The 13,202-nt window shown below is 55.8% G+C and carries 13 protein-coding genes; 11 read left to right on the top strand and 2 right to left on the bottom strand.

Features of this window, described 5'->3' with window-relative positions; translation table 11 throughout:
- Nucleotides 1-63: 63 nt before the first annotated feature.
- On the bottom strand, nt 64-3,144 hold the full coding sequence (gene rne / locus AO726_RS01620; RefSeq protein WP_058066298.1) for a ribonuclease E: 3,081 nt from the start codon (nt 3,142-3,144) through the stop codon (nt 64-66).
- A gap of 567 nt (nt 3,145-3,711) precedes the next feature.
- Between rne and rluC the strand changes: the two genes are divergently transcribed.
- From rluC to AO726_RS01605, 3 genes are read left to right on the top strand one after another with little or no spacing between them, the layout of a single operon-like run.
- Nucleotides 3,712-4,665 (top strand): 23S rRNA pseudouridine(955/2504/2580) synthase RluC, encoded by a 954-nt coding sequence (rluC, locus tag AO726_RS01615; protein ID WP_058066297.1) that lies wholly within the window; start codon nt 3,712-3,714, stop codon nt 4,663-4,665.
- A complete protein-coding gene (locus AO726_RS01610) occupies nt 4,658-5,353 on the top strand; it encodes an HAD-IA family hydrolase (protein WP_058066296.1) in 696 nt (231 codons plus the stop codon). Before rluC ends, AO726_RS01610 begins: the two co-directional genes overlap by 8 nt.
- Nucleotides 5,343-6,320, top strand: coding sequence for a S49 family peptidase (locus AO726_RS01605; protein WP_058066295.1), 978 nt, complete (start codon nt 5,343-5,345; stop codon nt 6,318-6,320). Before AO726_RS01610 ends, AO726_RS01605 begins: the two co-directional genes overlap by 11 nt.
- Nucleotides 6,321-6,367: 47 nt before the next feature.
- On the opposite strand, the gene AO726_RS01600 is transcribed toward AO726_RS01605, so the two are convergent.
- Nucleotides 6,368-6,946 carry a Maf family protein gene (locus AO726_RS01600; RefSeq protein ID WP_446737403.1) on the bottom strand — a complete coding sequence of 193 codons (579 nt, stop codon included), beginning with the start codon at nt 6,944-6,946 and terminating at the stop codon, nt 6,368-6,370.
- Nucleotides 6,947-7,061: 115 nt separating this feature from the next.
- Here AO726_RS01600 and AO726_RS01595 point away from each other — a divergent pair, with 115 nt between their 5' ends.
- The 8 genes from AO726_RS01595 (at nt 7,062) to pabC (ending at nt 13,202) form a co-directional block, all read left to right on the top strand.
- Complete coding sequence (locus tag AO726_RS01595) at nt 7,062-7,592, top strand: YceD family protein (protein ID WP_058066294.1); 531 nt, start codon at nt 7,062-7,064, stop codon at nt 7,590-7,592.
- A gap of 13 nt (nt 7,593-7,605) precedes the next feature.
- Nucleotides 7,606-7,788 (top strand): 50S ribosomal protein L32, encoded by a 183-nt coding sequence (rpmF, locus tag AO726_RS01590; RefSeq protein ID WP_009406838.1) that lies wholly within the window; start codon nt 7,606-7,608, stop codon nt 7,786-7,788.
- 3 nt (nt 7,789-7,791) lie between these two features.
- Nucleotides 7,792-8,802, top strand: a complete 1,011-nt coding sequence (gene plsX, locus AO726_RS01585) for a phosphate acyltransferase PlsX (protein ID WP_082629025.1) — start codon at nt 7,792-7,794, stop codon at nt 8,800-8,802.
- A 104-nt stretch (nt 8,803-8,906) separates the two neighbouring features.
- Entirely contained in the window at nt 8,907-9,845 is a 939-nt protein-coding gene (gene fabD, locus AO726_RS01580; RefSeq protein ID WP_058066292.1) for an ACP S-malonyltransferase, read from the top strand.
- A gap of 17 nt (nt 9,846-9,862) precedes the next feature.
- Nucleotides 9,863-10,606: a 3-oxoacyl-ACP reductase FabG gene (gene fabG / locus AO726_RS01575; protein WP_058066291.1), complete on the top strand. Its 744-nt coding sequence runs from the start codon at nt 9,863-9,865 to the stop codon at nt 10,604-10,606.
- A 194-nt stretch (nt 10,607-10,800) separates the two neighbouring features.
- Nucleotides 10,801-11,034 carry an acyl carrier protein gene (acpP, locus tag AO726_RS01570; RefSeq protein ID WP_058066290.1) on the top strand — a complete coding sequence of 78 codons (234 nt, stop codon included), beginning with the start codon at nt 10,801-10,803 and terminating at the stop codon, nt 11,032-11,034.
- A gap of 108 nt (nt 11,035-11,142) precedes the next feature.
- Nucleotides 11,143-12,387, top strand: a complete 1,245-nt coding sequence (fabF, locus tag AO726_RS01565; RefSeq protein ID WP_058066289.1) for a beta-ketoacyl-ACP synthase II — start codon at nt 11,143-11,145, stop codon at nt 12,385-12,387.
- Nucleotides 12,387-13,202: an aminodeoxychorismate lyase gene (gene pabC / locus AO726_RS01560; RefSeq protein WP_058066288.1), complete on the top strand. Its 816-nt coding sequence runs from the start codon at nt 12,387-12,389 to the stop codon at nt 13,200-13,202. The genes fabF and pabC overlap by 1 nt, the downstream gene beginning before the upstream one ends.

The following is a 13,202-nucleotide window of genomic DNA, read 5'->3' as shown; positions in this document are numbered from 1 at the left end:
AACGTACGTAATAAAAAGCCCCGCTTGGTTGACCAAGCGGGGCTTTTTTACGGCAGCTTACGATTAGCTCAGAGGCTTGGGCTCGTGTTGAGCCTGCTCTGCCTGAGGCTCAGCCTCAGTGGCAACAGTTTCTGCTTCAGTGGTGTCTGCAACGGATGTTGTTTCAGCCACTGGTTCAGATTCAACTGCGGGTGTCACGTTAGCAGCAGGCTCGGCCTCAACAGCCGGAGCTGCTGCAACAGTTGCTTCCGCTTCAGTGGCCGGGGCTGTCTCAGCGGTAGGCTCTGCTTCAACTACAGCGGCAGGTTGTGCGGCTGCGAGGGCTTGGGCTTCTGCAGCTGCTTTGGCGGCTGCCTCAGCTTCACGTTTGCGGCGGCGTACTTCGCGCGGGTCGTTAGGCGCGCGGCCATTGCTCGGTGCTGTCACTGCCGGTTGTGCTGCTACTGGTTCTACAGTCTGAACTGGAAGAGCCGCAACTTCGGTAGGTTCGCTGACAGCGGTCTGCACCTCTTCCACAGTTGCAACTTCTTTCACTGCCAGCGCAGGTTCAGCTTCAGCGATCACAGTAGGAGCAACCTCTGCTGCTGGTTCGGCAGCAACTTCAACAGCGGGGGCTGCTTCAGCAACCTCGGTTTGGGCCGTCTCTACCGGAGTAGCTACTTCGTTGGCTGCGTGGTTTTCGTCTGCCTGGGGCGCTTCTACAGCTTCAGCAGGCACAGCTTCTGCAGGTGCTTGTTCAGAAGCAGCGCTCTCGGCTACTACAACCTCTGCGACTGCAGCGCCAACGGTACCGGCAACGGCTGCAGCAGTGGCCTCGCCTGAAGCGTTTTCTTCACCGGCTTCAATCGGATTGCCATTGGCATCGTTCTGGCGCTCACGACGGTTGCTGCGACGGCGCTGACCACGGGAACGGCGACGCGGGCGATCACCGCCTTCGCTGTTGTCCTGGTCGTCATCGTGCTGCTCTTCGTTGTTCAGCAGTTCTTCATCAGCTGCGGCTGCAGCCTGCTCGTTGCGTGGTTGACGCTCTTCACGTGGTTGACGTGGCTGGCGTGGTTCACGCTGCGGACGCTCGCGAGTTTCCTCGGCGCTGTTCTCGGTCAGTGCGCTATCCAGTGGCTCGCGCAGTTCACGAGGCTGGCGTTCTTCGCGAGGTTTGCGGTCGCGCGGTGGGCGGGACTGGCGCTGCTCCTGTGGTTCGCGGACTTCCACGTTCTCACGCAGGTTGCGCTCTTCACGGTTGGTGCGCGGCTGGCGCTCTTCACGCGGTGCACGTTCTTCACGGGCGGCACGATCTTCGCGCGGCGCGCGTTCTTCACGCTGCTTACGCTCTTCGCCGTTACGACCGGCGCGGTTGCGGTTTTGTTGGCGGCCGTTGCGGCGCTCTTCGCGCTGCGGGCGTTCAGTTTTCTTCTCAACAACTGCTGGTTTTTCTTCCTGTTTGCCTGCAAACAGGCTGACCAGCGACTTCACCAGACCTTTGAAAAGGCTCGGTTCGGGCGTAGTTGCAGGAGCAGCAACCGGGGCTGCTTCAGCTTGTGCTGGTGCAGTGCGCTGCGGAGCAGTCTTGATGGCAGCTTCCTGGCGAACCAGGGTGCGGGTTGCAGTAGCCTGCTTCTCTTCTTCAACCTCGGTGGCTGCCATCTCGTAGCTGGATTGGCCAGAGAGTGCTTCCGGGCTGTCGTCGCGGATACGCTGCACTTCGAAGTGCGGAGTTTCCAGGTGGTCGTTCGGGATGATGACGATGCGTGCGCGGGTGCGCAGCTCGGTCTTGGTGATCGAGTTGCGTTTTTCGTTGAGCAGGAAAGCGGCAACCGGGATTGGTACCTGAGCGCGTACTTCAGCGGTGCGGTCTTTCAGGGCTTCTTCTTCGATCAGGCGCAGAATCGCCAGAGACAGCGATTCAACGTCACGGATGATGCCCTGGCCGTTACAGCGCGGGCAGACGATGCCGCTGCTTTCGCCGAGGGATGGGCGCAGACGCTGACGGGACATTTCCAGTAGGCCGAAGCGGGAGATGCGGCCGACTTGTACGCGGGCGCGGTCTGCTTCCAGGCTTTCACGCACTTTGTCTTCAACGGCGCGCTGGTTTTTAGCCGGAGTCATGTCGATGAAGTCGATTACGATCAGGCCACCGATATCACGCAGGCGCAGTTGGCGGGCGATTTCTTCAGCCGCTTCCAGGTTGGTCTGCAGGGCGGTTTCTTCGATGTCGCTGCCTTTGGTGGCGCGTGCCGAGTTGATGTCGATGGACACCAGAGCTTCGGTCGGATCGATCACGATGGAGCCGCCGGAAGGCAGCTTCACTTCACGCTGGAAGGCGGTTTCGATCTGGCTCTCGATCTGGAAGCGGTTGAACAGCGGAACGCTGTCTTCGTACAGCTTGATCTTGCTGGCGTACTGCGGCATCACCTGATTGATGAAGCTCAGTGCTTCCTGCTGGGCTTCGATGCTGTCGATGAGGACTTCGCCGATGTCCTGGCGCAGGTAGTCGCGGATTGCGCGGATGATGACGTTGCTTTCCTGATAAATCAGGAATGGGGCTGCGCGATCCTGAGAGGCTTCTTTGATGGCGCTCCACAGTTGCAGCAGGTAATCCAAGTCCCATTGCATTTCCTGGCTGCTGCGGCCAAGGCCGGCAGTACGCACAATCAGGCCCATGTCGTTTGGAACGGTCAGGCCATTGAGTGCTTCACGCAGCTCGTTGCGCTCTTCACCTTCGATGCGGCGTGAAATACCGCCAGCGCGTGGGTTGTTTGGCATCAGAACCAGATAACGGCCAGCCAGGCTGATAAAGGTGGTCAGTGCTGCACCTTTATTACCGCGCTCTTCTTTCTCTACCTGGACGATAACTTCCTGACCTTCTTTCAGGACGTCTTTAATGTTGACGCGTCCTTCCGGAGCTTTGCTGAAGTATTCGCGGGAGATTTCTTTGAGAGGGAGGAAACCGTGACGTTCGGAACCGAAGTCAACGAAAGCGGCTTCAAGGCTGGGCTCTACGCGGGTAATACGGCCTTTGTAGATGTTAGATTTTTTCTGTTCGCGAGCGCCTGACTCGATGTCCAGATCGTAGAGTTTTTGGCCATCTACCAGGGCAACACGCAACTCTTCGGGTTGAGTTGCGTTAATTAGCATTCTTTTCATGTAGTACCGTCGATTTCCGGTGCTAGCGGAAGCGGCGTTCGGCACACACGACTTCAGTTGTCGGTGTCAGGGGCGTCGCTGGTGCGGTCGTAAAGCGCTCCAGTGTCAAGCGGCGGCAGCATTTTGCTGGTCCGCGACGGACGTCTCCTGCTTGCTGTGATTTCCAGTAAGCATTAAGTCAGGAGGAGGAATCAGCTGTTGGTAGCGGACGGGTAACGCGTCTTGGTAAAGCAAATTGCTACGCAGACCAACAGTTGTGCATCTCCACCCTACACGTATCGCTGAAACTCGGGTGCCGCTCGCATTCTTACGCAGCGGGTTACTTTTCTCGCAGTTATCCGTGGATTCAACTGCGCATAAAGGCTTTATTAGGCTTTGTTTCCGGGCTATCCAGCATCGTGAAGGACGTCTTGAATAACCCGTCGGACGGCCTGCGTCCCAAATGGGTTGCGTTGGCAGAGGTGGCAATTTTGCAAGCACTCTTTTGCCAGTCCGCTTATGGCGGCTTCCCGACTATAGCAGCAATGAATAAGTGCTTCAATTGCATAAAAAATGTATGATCAGAGGATGACAAATCCTTCCTCTCCAACCTCTGGCGTTCAGTTGCTTGAGGTTTCGCCGGAGTATGCCGGCCAGCGAATCGATAATTTTCTTCGCACTCAACTCAAGGGTGTGCCCAAGACTTTGGTTTACCGGATTTTGCGTAAGGGCGAAGTGCGGGTGAATAAAGGTCGCATCAAGCCGGAGTACAAGCTTCAGGCTGGGGATATTGTGCGTGTGCCGCCGTTGCGCTTGCCTGATCGTGATGAGCCTGAGCCCCTTGCTCAGGGATTGTTGCAGCGTTTGGAGGCGGCAATTGTCTACGAAGACAAGGCGCTGATTGTGCTGAATAAGCCGGCCGGTATCGCTGTACATGGAGGCAGTGGCCTGAATTACGGTGTTATCGAGGCATTTCGCCAGTTGCGGCCTGATGCCAAAGATCTTGAGTTGGTCCACCGCTTGGATCGTGACACCTCTGGGTTGCTGATGATTGCCAAAAAACGCAGCATGTTGCGTCACCTGCATGAGGCGTTACGCGGTGATGGTGTTGATAAACGCTATATGGCACTGGTTCGCGGTCATTGGCCGACTGCGAAGAAGCAGGTCAGTGCGCCTTTGCTCAAGAGCAACCTGCGTTCAGGTGAGCGTATGGTTGAGGTCAATCCTGAGGGTAAGGAAGCGCTGACGGTGTTCCGTGTGCTGCGCCGGTTTGGTGAGTTTGCAACGCTCATTGAGGCAAAGCCGGTCACAGGACGGACGCACCAGATTCGCGTTCATACTCAATATGCCGGGCACAGCATTGCCGGGGACAGCAAGTACGGTGATGACGATTTCACCAAAGAGGTGCGTGAACTGGGTGGAAAGCGGTTGTTCTTGCATGCCTATGAATTGCATGTGCCGATGCCGGATGGCACGCAGCTCAAAGTTGAGGCTCCGGTTGATGAGGTCTGGGCAAAGACTCTGGAGCGTCTGAGTGCGTGATTATCAGCTGCTGATCTTTGACTGGGACGGCACTCTGGCAGACTCCATCAGTCGTATCGTCGAATCCATGCATCGTGCGACAGATGCCTTCATGCTGCCGCGTTGTACGGATGATCAGGTTCGCGGGATTATTGGTTTGGCTCTGCCGGAAGCAATCCGTACCCTCTATCCGCACATGCAAAGTGATGCTGATGTGATGCGTTTGCGGGAACTGTACGGCATGCACTACCGGGAGTTGGATGCTGAGCCTTCTCCTTTATTTAAGGGTGTGGCTGAGTCGCTGGCGGCGTTCCGTGAGCTGGGTTACCAATTGGCAGTTGCAACTGGAAAGGCCCGGCCTGGGTTGCAGCGTGCGCTAGCTGGAAGAGGCTGGGAGGATTACTTTGATTTCAGTCGCTGTGCGGATGAGACGGCCAGTAAACCTGATCCGTTGATGTTGCATGAGATTCTTGATCAGAGCGGCGTGCGTGCTGATCGGGCGCTGATGGTGGGGGATTCTACGTTTGATTTGCTTATGGCTCAGCGTGCCGGTATGGATTCTGTGGCTGTGAGTTATGGTGCGCAATCGCTTGAAATGCTGCGTGCCTGTAATCCTGTGCTTGAGATTGACTGTTTTACCGAGTTGGCTGCCTGGTTAGATGGGCGGGTTTCCAAGTGTTCAGTTGAGGAAGTTGTACATGGCGGATGAATGGAAGGCACCGGTCGAGGGTGAAGAGGCTAAGAGCTGGAAGCTGCTTGAGAAAACACTGCTGGCAAGTGTTCAGGAGCAGCGTCGCTCGCGTCGTTGGGGGATCTTTTTCAAGCTCCTCACCTTTATCTATATATTTGCAGCCTTGGCGATCTTTTCGCCTGCGCTGAAAATGGGGCAGGGCTCGGCAGCTTCGGATAGTCACACCGCCTTTATCGAAATCCGCGGCATGATCGCAGACAAGGAATCGGCCAGTGCCGACAATATTGTCACCAGTCTGCGTGCTGCTTTTGATGATGCGGGCACTAAAGCCGTCGTTCTGCGCATTAATAGTCCGGGCGGCAGTCCGGTTCAGTCGGGTTATGTCTACGATGAAATTCGCCGACTGCGTGGCGAGCATCCTGATATCAAGCTGTATGCGGTGATTTCCGATCTTGGGGCTTCAGGGGCTTATTACATTGCCAGTGCGGCTGATGCTATCTATGCGGATAAGGCCAGTCTGGTTGGTTCGATTGGTGTTACGGCGGCTTCTTTCGGTTTTGTGGATGCGATGCAGAAGGTTGGTGTTGAGCGCCGTTTGTATACCTCTGGTGAGCACAAGGCGTTCCTTGATCCGTTCCAGCCGCAGAACCCTGAAGAAACCAAATTCTGGAAAACTGTTCTGGAAACTACGCACAAGCAGTTCATTGCCAGTGTGAAGAAGGGGCGTGGTGACCGACTGAAGGATACTGAGCATCCGGAGCTGTTCTCCGGCTTGATCTGGTCGGGTGAGCAGGCGCTTGAATTGGGGCTAATTGATGGGCTTGGCAGCACCAGTTACGTGGCGCGCGAAGTTATTGGCGAGAAAAATCTCGTTGATTTTACCGTTCAGGAGACGCCCTTCGACCGTTTTGCCAAAGCGCTCGGTACCAGTGTTGCAGAGCGTATCGCACTGTGGATGGGCTTTCAGGGGCCGACTCTGCGCTAGGTGTTGAAGTGGTGAATAGAGACCCGGCTCATGCCGGGTCTTTTTGTTCAGGGAATCTGAATCTGGTTTGCAAGCAGCATGTCAACAAGGCGGATCAGGGGTAGGCCGATCAGGCTGTTGCTGTCGGTGCCTTCGGTGCTGCGGAACAGGCTGATGCCCAGTCCTTCGGATTTGAAGCTTCCGGCGCAGTCGTAGGGTTGCTCTGCTTCCAGGTAGCGTTTGATTTGCGCGTCGCTCAGTTGGCGAAAATGGACGGTAAATGGAATGCAGTCGGTCTGTGCTTCGCCGGTATGGGAGTTGAGGAGTGTCAGTCCTGTCAGGAAAGTCACGCTTCTGCCGCTGGCGGCTTCCAGTTGCAATCTGGCACGTTCAAATGTGTGTGGCTTGCCCAGTATTTCATCGTCTAGTACTGCTACTTGGTCTGAGCCGATAATCAGATGATTGGGGAAGTCCCCGGTGAGGGCTTGAGCTTTTTCCAGTGACAGTCTGCGCACCAGTGATTCGGCGGGTTCGTCCGGTTGGCGGGTTTCGTCGATTTCCGGCGCTTTCCAAGTAAATGGCAAGCGCAGCTTGTTCAGTAGTTCACGGCGATAGGGGGAGCTTGAGCCCAATACTAACGGCAGCACGGTGCTGTTCCTTGGTCAGTTGAGGGGGATTTGTCGATTCTAACTATCGCATTAGTCAGTGGACAGGCTGAATTCCTTTGACAGGGGCGGGTTGCATCCCTAGAATGCGCCGCCTATGTCAAATGGCCCGATTCCACCTCACGTTGATCCGCGAAAGTTAGCCGATCGCAGCACCACCCTTGAGGGTGAGATGCCGCTGGCTGATTTAGAGCGTCTTTGCAGCCCGCTTGCCGATAACCAAGGCATGGTGCGTACGAAGTTCTCGTTCGAGCGCGACGAGCGCAAAGCTGTGGTTTTCCACAGTGAACTTGAGGTTGAAGTGAAAATGGTTTGCCAGCGTTGTCTGGAGCTGGTCACTTTGCCGATCCATAGTGAGTGTGATTACGCTGTGGTGAGGGAGGGTGCTAATACCCAGTCAGTGCCGAAGGGCTATGACGTGATTGAGTTGGGTGAAGACCCATTGGATCTGCTGGCGTTGGTTGAAGATGAGCTTCTGCTTGCTTTGCCCATTGTCCCGGCTCATGACCCTAAAGATTGCCAGCAGCCAGCCGGCCTCGAAGAAGAGCCCGAGTTGAGCGAGGACGAGGTAGCGCGGTCCAACCCGTTCAGTGTATTGGCACAGTTAAAGCGTGACCCAAACGTTTAGGAGTTAATTAGTTATGGCTGTTCAGCAGAACAAAAAATCCCGTTCCGCTCGCGATATGCGTCGTTCCCACGATGCTCTCGAAGCAAATGCTCTGTCGGTTGAGAAAACCACTGGCGAAGTACACCTGCGTCACCACGTATCGCCAGAAGGTGTTTACCGTGGTCGCAAAGTGATCGACAAGGGCGCTGACGAGTAATCCTTGTCCGTCTCGATCATTGCGATTGATGCAATGGGTGGGGACTTCGGTCCCCACAGCATTGTTCCGGCCTGCATTTCTTGCTTGGCCGAATACCCCTCGTTACATCTGGTCCTTGTTGGCCAATCCTCCCTGCTTGAATCTCTGATCGCTGGTTATCCCGAGGTTGATCGTTCGCGCCTGCGCGTTGTGCATGCTGCTGAAGTGATTGCAATGGACGAGCGCCCGGCGCAGGCATTGCGTAACAAGTCGGACTCCTCCATGCGTGTCGGTCTAGAGCTTTTGCGCGATGGAGTGGTACAGGCGTGCGTCAGTTCAGGCAATACAGGTGCTTTGATGGCGTTGTCACGGCATGTGCTGAAGACGCTGCCGGGCATTGATCGCCCTGCAATGGTGGCGGCTATCCCGACTCGTTCAGGTTTCTGTCATTTGCTTGATCTGGGCGCAAATGTGGATTGTGGTGCCGAGCATCTGCAGCAGTTTGCGGTCATGGGGGCGGTGGCAGCCGAGGTGCTGGGTAAGCCTCAGCCGCGCGTGGCGCTGTTGAATGTGGGGACTGAGGATATAAAAGGCAATCAGCAGGTCAAACTGGCCGCCAGCCTTTTGCAGCAGACCCGGGGCTTGAATTACATCGGCTTTATAGAAGGCGATGGTTTGTACCGTGGGGACGCGGATGTCGTGGTGTGCGACGGATTTGTCGGTAATATCCTGCTGAAATCCAGTGAAGGTTTGGCCAGCATGATCTCGGAACGTGTTGAGCAGGTTTTTAAATCTGGTCTGGCTGCGAAGGTGGTCGGGTTGCTGGCGATGCCGTTATTAAAGCGTCTGCAGGTTGAGCTTGCTCCGGCAGAGCATAACGGGGCCAGTTTTCTGGGGTTGCAGGGCATCGTGGTTAAAAGCCATGGTTCTGCCGGGCCAGAGGGCTTTAAAAGTGCTATTCGCCGGGCTTTGCGGGAAATTGAAGAGAATTTACCCAAGCGCCTTTACGGTCGTTTGGGGGACCAACTGCTTTAGAATGTGACTGCATCAAATGGCCAGTCATCCAACTGACAGTTTATTGCGTGCGACGTTAATCCGCGCACATCACTGACGATCACGAATATTAGGAACACGCTTCCATGTCCGCATCTCTTGCATTCGTCTTCCCAGGTCAGGGTTCGCAGTCTCTGGGTATGCTCTCAGAGCACGGTGCGCAGCGACCGCTGATTCTTGAAACCTTTGCAGAAGCCTCAGAGGCTCTGGGTTACGACCTGTGGGCTTTGACTCAACAGGGGCCAGAAGAGCAGCTTAATCAGACTGATAAGACTCAGCCTGCAATCCTGACTGCTTCTGTAGCCTTGTGGCGTGTATGGCTGGCAGAGAATGCTGCTCGTCCTGCCTTTGTGGCTGGCCACAGTCTGGGTGAGTACTCCGCTCTGGTTGCTGCCGGTAGTCTGTCATTGGCTGATGCGGTGAAGCTAGTAGAACACCGGGGCAAGTTGATGCAGCAAGCCGTACCGGCCGGGCAGGGCGCTATGGCCGCTATTCTCGGTCTGGAAGATGCTGATGTCTTGGCCGCCTGTGCTGAGGCCGCTCAGGGCGATGTTGTCAGTGCGGTGAACTTCAACGCGCCAGGCCAGGTGGTTATTGCCGGTGCAACCGCTGCGGTCGAGCGCGCAATTGAGGCATGTAAGGCGCGTGGTGCCAAGCGCGCCATGCCACTGCCGGTCAGCGTGCCATCCCACTGTGAGCTAATGCGTCCGGCTGCCGAGCGTTTTGCTGAAGCGGTTTCCGCGATTGACTGGAAGGCTCCTGGGATTGCTCTGGTGCAGAACGTCAGTGCTGCGGCCGTGACTGATCTGGATGGTCTCAAGCGTGACCTGCTGGCGCAGCTATACAGCCCTGTTCGCTGGGTAGAATCGATTGTTTGCCTGTCCGAAAACGGTGTGACTGACCTCGTTGAGTGCGGTCCGGGCAAAGTGCTGAGCGGTCTGAACAAGCGCTGCGTCAAAGGCATTAATACCCATAATCTGGATACCCCGGACGCATTTGCGGCCGCAGGTGCCGCCCTGAACTGATTTGAGGAGAACGAATAATGAGCCTGCAAGGTAAGGTTGCCCTGGTAACGGGCGCGAGCCGTGGCATTGGCCAGGCTATTGCTCTGGAGTTGGGGCGTCAGGGGGCAGTTGTGGTCGGTACTGCAACGTCGGCTTCCGGTGCTGAGCGTATTACAGAAACGCTCAAGGCTAATGGCATTCAAGGCGCAGGCCTTGAACTTAATGTTACCAGCGACGAGTCCGTAGCGGCTGTGCTGGCAGCTGTTACCGAGCAGTTCGGTGCGCCTGCTATTCTGGTCAACAACGCCGGCATTACCCGTGACAACCTGATGATGCGTATGAAAGACGACGAGTGGTTCGATGTGATCGACACCAACCTCAACAGTCTCTACCGTCTGTCCAAAGGTGTTCTGCGTGGTATGACCAAGGCGCGCTGGGGCCGGATTATCAATATTGGTTCGGTAGTGGGTGCCATGGGCAACGCTGGCCAAGTAAACTATGCAGCAGCCAAAGCCGGTCTGGAAGGTTTCAGCCGTGCTCTGGCGCGTGAAGTCGGGTCGCGCTCGATCACTGTGAACTCAGTGGCTCCGGGCTTTATCGATACAGATATGACCCGTGAACTGCCTGAAGCGCAGCGTGAAGCGCTGCAGGCACAGATTCCGCTGGGTCGTCTGGGGCAAGCTAATGAGATCGCGCAAGTGGTCGCTTTCCTTGCTTCAGATGGTGCAGCTTACGTCACAGGGGCTACTATCCCTGTGAATGGCGGGATGTATATGAGCTAAATGTGACGGATGCCTTAAGAAAACTGTCATAGATGCTGTCTAAAATCCGTTATAAAAGTGCAACTGGTTTATAGACAGATCGTTGAAGTGTTTTGGGGTATCCCGGCATTCAGCTTGAAATGCTAAAAACCCTTTCTATACACTTGGCTGCATAACAGCTGCCTGGATTTGTCCAATAGGAGTGAAAACAAGGTATGAGCACCATCGAAGAACGCGTCAAGAAAATCGTTGCTGAACAACTTGGCGTAAAAGAAGAGGAAGTAACCAACAGCGCTTCCTTCGTCGAAGACCTGGGTGCCGACTCTCTTGACACCGTTGAGCTGGTGATGGCTCTCGAAGAAGAATTCGAGACCGAGATCCCGGACGAACAAGCTGAGAAGATCACCACTGTTCAAGAAGCGATCGACTACGTAACCGCTCACGCGTAAGACGTAATCAGTCGTTTCTCGGCTAGGAAAAGCCGCACACCTGTTATGGGAGTGCGGCTTTTCTTTAGGCGGCTTATCAAGCGGTGAAAACTAGAGAAGGAGAAGGCTGTGTCGCGTAGACGCGTCGTAGTTACCGGTATGGGCATGCTGTCGCCACTGGGTAACGATGTGCCGAGCAGCTGGCAGGGTATTTTGGCAGGGCGCAGCGGTATTGCTGCTCTCGAACATATGGACCTTTCGGCTTATTCCACCCGTTTTGGTGGTTCGATCAAGGGCTTCAATGTTGAGGAGTACTTGTCGGCGAAAGAGGCCAGAAAACTCGACCTGTTTATTCAGTACGGTCTTGCGGCTAGTTTTCAAGCTGTCCGCGATTCCGGTCTGGAAATTACCGATGCCAACCGTGAGCGCATCGGCGTAGCCATGGGTTCAGGTATTGGCGGTCTGACCAATATCGAGAATAACTGCCGGTCGTTGATTGAGCAGGGGCCACGGCGTATTTCGCCGTTTTTTGTGCCTGGCTCGATTATCAACATGATCTCCGGTTTCCTGTCGATCCATCTGGGGCTGCAGGGGCCAAACTATGCCATCGCTACGGCATGCACCACTGGTACCCACTGCATCGGCATGGCCGCCCGCAATATTGCTTACGGCGAGGCGGATGTAATGGTTGCAGGCGGTGCTGAGATGGCTGCTTGCGGTCTGGGAATGGGCGGCTTCGGTGCAGCTCGGGCTCTGTCCACTCGCAACGATGATCCGACCCGGGCCAGCCGTCCGTGGGATCAGGATCGTGATGGTTTCGTACTGTCTGATGGTTCTGGTGCATTGGTTCTTGAGGAACTGGAGCACGCCAAGGCCCGCGGTGCAACTATTTACGCTGAGCTGATTGGCTTCGGTATGAGCAGCGATGCCTACCATATGACTTCGCCACCTGAAGATGGGGCTGGTGCAGCCCGCTGTATGGCAACGGCACTGCGCGATGCTGGTGTGAATCCTGATCAGGTGCAATACATCAATGCGCACGGCACGTCGACTCCGGCGGGCGACAAGGCAGAAGCATCGGCGGTGAAATCTGTGTTTGGCGATCATGCTTATAAGGTTGCCGTAAGCTCAACCAAGTCTATGACCGGACATTTGTTGGGGGCTGCCGGGGCTGTTGAAGCCATCTTCAGTATCCTGGCGTTGCGTGATCAGGTGGCTCCACCGACCATCAACCTGGAAAATCCGAGCGAGGGTTGTGATCTGGATTTTGTGCCGCATCACGCACGGCAAATGCCAATTGACGTGGTGTTGTCCAACTCCTTCGGCTTTGGTGGAACCAACGGTTCGCTGGTGTTCCGCCGGTTTGCAGGCTGATGTTGATCTGGGTTGATGGCCGACCTGCTGAGTTACTGTCCGTCAAGGACCGTGGCTTGGCATACGGCGATGGTCTGTTCGAGACTATCGCCGTCAGTGCCGGCCACCCCATTCTGTTTGAGCGCCATATGCAGCGCTTGGCGGAAGGCTGCCGACGCCTGGCGATTCCACTGGATGAACCGGGCGTGCGTCAGCAGTTGCTGGATTTTTGCCAGCTGGTGGGCCAGGGCGTTTGCAAACTGATACTCACCCGCGGCGATGGCCAGCGTGGTTATGCCTCTCCGAATCCTTCTGTACCGCGTCTGATTCTTCAGGCTGCACCCAAGCCAGTCTATCCGCAATCCAATGCGGAGCAGGGCGTGCGCTTATTCCCCTGCCTTACGCGTTTAGCTGAGCAGCCCCTGCTGGCAGGGCTGAAGCACCTCAATCGCCTCGAGCAAGTATTGGCCCGTGATGAGTGGCAGGACACGGAGCATGCCGAAGGGCTGATGCGTGACGTTTCCGGTCGTGTCATTGAGGGGGTGTACAGCAACCTGTTGATGGTTATCGATGGGGCACTGGTGACAGCCGAACTGTCCCGTTGCGGTGTCGCTGGGGTGATGCGTGCCGAATTGCTGGCCCAGGCAGAAAAACACGGCATTGTTTGTCAGGTGCGCGATATCAGCTATGACGAACTGCTGGCTGCCGATGAAGTCATGTTGTGTAACAGTCTCTATGGTGTCTGGCCAGTGCGTGCCCTGTTGACTCATGACTGGCCGGTTGGCGCGCTCACCCGTAAACTGCAGGCCATTGCTCAAAATATTCTGGACTGCTGA

Origin of the sequence: Pseudomonas sp. TTU2014-080ASC (assembly GCF_001446935.1) — a bacterium.
Classification (GTDB): Bacteria; Pseudomonadota; Gammaproteobacteria; order Pseudomonadales; family Pseudomonadaceae; genus Aquipseudomonas.
This window is presented reverse-complemented; position numbering and strand designations above follow the sequence as displayed.

Bases quoted from the DNA above. Each gene is read 5' to 3' on its own strand.
- acpP (WP_058066290.1), top strand. From the start codon at position 10,801: ATGAGCACCATCGAAGAACGCGTCAAGAAAATCGTTGCTGAACAACTT.
- AO726_RS01605 (WP_058066295.1), top strand. From the start codon at position 5,343: ATGGCGGATGAATGGAAGGCACCGGTCGAGGGTGAAGAGGCTAAGAGC.
- fabG (WP_058066291.1), top strand. From the start codon at position 9,863: ATGAGCCTGCAAGGTAAGGTTGCCCTGGTAACGGGCGCGAGCCGTGGC.
- pabC (WP_058066288.1), top strand. From the start codon at position 12,387: ATGTTGATCTGGGTTGATGGCCGACCTGCTGAGTTACTGTCCGTCAAG.
- rpmF (WP_009406838.1), top strand. From the start codon at position 7,606: ATGGCTGTTCAGCAGAACAAAAAATCCCGTTCCGCTCGCGATATGCGT.
- rne (WP_058066298.1), bottom strand. From the start codon at position 3,144: ATGAAAAGAATGCTAATTAACGCAACTCAACCCGAAGAGTTGCGTGTT.
- rluC (WP_058066297.1), top strand. From the start codon at position 3,712: ATGACAAATCCTTCCTCTCCAACCTCTGGCGTTCAGTTGCTTGAGGTT.
- AO726_RS01595 (WP_058066294.1), top strand. From the start codon at position 7,062: ATGTCAAATGGCCCGATTCCACCTCACGTTGATCCGCGAAAGTTAGCC.
- fabD (WP_058066292.1), top strand. From the start codon at position 8,907: ATGTCCGCATCTCTTGCATTCGTCTTCCCAGGTCAGGGTTCGCAGTCT.